The organism is Mycobacterium sp. E2462 (assembly GCF_001672685.1).
Lineage (GTDB): Bacteria > Actinomycetota > Actinomycetes > Mycobacteriales > Mycobacteriaceae > Mycobacterium.
The window spans coordinates 1-2,372 of record NZ_LZKC01000374.1; the positions used below are offsets into that span (position 1 = coordinate 1).

At 72.5% G+C, this 2,372-nt stretch carries 2 protein-coding genes and 2 pseudogenes; all 4 read left to right on the forward strand.

Features of this window, described 5'->3' with window-relative positions:
- Positions 1-149, forward strand: a pseudogene (locus tag A5714_RS19605) (peptide deformylase); the annotation flags it as partial.
- Positions 149-1,048: a GCN5 family acetyltransferase gene (locus A5714_RS19610; protein ID WP_068288007.1), complete on the forward strand. Its 900-nt coding sequence runs from the start codon at positions 149-151 to the stop codon at positions 1,046-1,048. The pseudogene A5714_RS19605 and the gene A5714_RS19610, both read left to right, overlap by 1 nt.
- A gap of 47 nt (positions 1,049-1,095) precedes the next feature.
- Positions 1,096-1,902 (forward strand): exodeoxyribonuclease III, encoded by an 807-nt coding sequence (locus tag A5714_RS19615; protein WP_068288011.1) that lies wholly within the window; start codon positions 1,096-1,098, stop codon positions 1,900-1,902.
- 209 nt (positions 1,903-2,111) lie between these two features.
- Positions 2,112-2,372, forward strand: a pseudogene (locus tag A5714_RS19620) (hypothetical protein); the annotation flags it as partial.

Here is a 2,372-nt window from a genome sequence, read left to right on the forward strand (position 1 = left end):
AGACCGGGCACCTCGACGGCTTTCTCTACCTGGACCGCCTGATCGGGCGGCACGCCCGCGGCGCGAAGCGGGCCGTGAAATCGCACGGTTGGGGGGTGCCCGGCCTGTCGTGGCTGCCGGGCGAAGGACCGGACCCGTTCGGCCACTGATGATCTCGTGGCCCTGCGTGGGAACCCGGGTGACGGTCCGTTACCGTCGCGCGCCGGGTTCCGTCCCGCCGCTGACCGACGCGGTGGGCCGCCTGCTGGCCGCCGACCCGGTGGTGCGGGTGCGGAGCAAGACCGGCGCCGTCGTCGAGTGCGCGCCCAACGACGTGGTGGCGGTGCGGGTGCTCACCGACGCGCCGGTCCGCACCTCGCAGATCCGCGCCGTCGAGCATGCCGCAGCGGCGGCCTGGCCGGGCGCCGAGCGCGACTGGTTGGACGGCTGGCTGCTGCGCGCCGGACCGGGCGGCGGGGTTGCCGCGAATTCCGCTGTCGCTCTTGACCTCTCGGCACATGCCGGCTCGTTGCCGGCCATCGCCCGGTGGTATCGGGACCGCGGACAGCCGCCGGTGCTGGCCGTCGCCGATCGCCTGTTGCGGCTGCCGCCGGGGCTGACCGAGGGGCGTGCGGAACTCGTGTTGGTGCGCGACGTGCCGGACGCGCAGGCCGTCGAGGGGCCCGCGTCCGTCACCGTGTCGGCGCGCCCCGACGACGCGTGGTTGGCGGCGTTTCGGCGCGGCCTGCCCGTCGAGGTGTTGACCGCCGTCCTCGACGGCGAGTTGGCGTTCGCACGGCACGGCGCGGCCGTCGCCCGCGCGGCGGTCACCGCCGCCCCCGACGGTAGCCGGTGGCTCGGATTGTCGGCGCTGTCGGCCGCCGACGACCGGTCGGCGGCGGCGCTGTGCGACGCGCTGCTGAGCTGGGGCGCCGCGCGCGGCGCGACGCGCGCCCACGCGCGGACGCCGAACTCGGGGGCGTCTGCCCTGCTGCGGACGTTGGGCTTCCGGCCACATCATGCCCGCCGCTACATTCGGGGCGAACCCGGCGGTTGGGATATCGTATAGCCGTGTCCGACAACGTGATTGACGGTGGCGGCGAGACGCCACGGCGGCTGCGGCTGGCCACCTGGAACGTCAACTCGATCCGCACCCGGCTGCCGCGGGTCATCGACTGGCTGGCCCGCGCCGACGTCGACGTGCTGGCCATGCAGGAGACCAAGTGCTCCGACAGCCAGTTCCCCACGCTGCCGTTCTTCGAATTGGGTTACGAGGTCGCTCACGTCGGCTTCAACCAGTGGAACGGCGTGGCGATCGCGTCGCGCGTCGGCCTCGACGACGTCCAGATCGGCTTCGACGGGCAGCCCACGTGGAGCAGCAAACCCGACGTCGCCGCCACCGCCGAAGCGCGCGCGCTGGCCGCCACCTGCGCCGGCGTGCGGGTATGGAGCCTGTACGTGCCCAACGGCCGGACACTGGCCGATCCGCACTACACCTACAAGTTGGAATGGCTTGCCGCACTGCGCGATTCGGCGTCCGGTTGGTTGCGCGACGATCCGCGGGCGCAGATCGCGTTGACCGGCGACTGGAACATCGCCCCCAAGGACGAAGACGTGTGGAGCATGGAGGTGTTCGCCGGGGCCACGCACGTCTCCGCGCCGGAGCGCCGGGCGTTCGACGCGATCGTCGACGCGCAGTTCAGCGACGTGGTGCGCCCGTTCGCGCCCGGGCCGGGGACCTACACCTACTGGGACTACACGCAGCTGCGGTTTCCGAAGCGGCAGGGAATGCGCATCGACTTCATTTTGGCCTCGCCGGAATTGGCTGCCCGCGTGACCGATGCGCAGATCGTCCGCGAGGAACGCAAGGGCAAGGCGCCCAGCGATCACGCGCCGGTGCTCGTCGACCTGCGCCGCGACTAGGGGCGTCGGGGGCGCCCGCGCACCCGCCGGGCGGCCCGGTGTTCGAAATTGGGCGGCGCTACGCGTTGTCTGCGCGTAGCCCGAGTGGCAGGCTTTGAAGGCGACAAGCAGAAACGGTGTTGCACTACCGTTAACGCTGCGTTCAACGGGTACCCAATGCCAACGACGCGAGTTCGCGGCACCGAGCGAGATAGGCCAGGGAGTCAACCATGAGTGTCATCGGCGGAGCGGTCCGGGGCATCGGCCAGGCGGTGAACCGCGCGGCGACCACGACGACGGCCGCCGCGGGCGCCGTTGGCGGCGCCGCAGTCAACGGAGTCATCGGTGGCGTCACCGGCGCCGCCGAAGGCGTCAAGCGCGGCATGAGCAGCGGTAGCCACTCGGCGCCCGCCGCGGCGGTAGCGTTCGGCGCGCTGGGGGTGGCCGGGCTGATCGAGTGGCCGGTGCTCCTGGCCGTCGGCGGCGGCGCC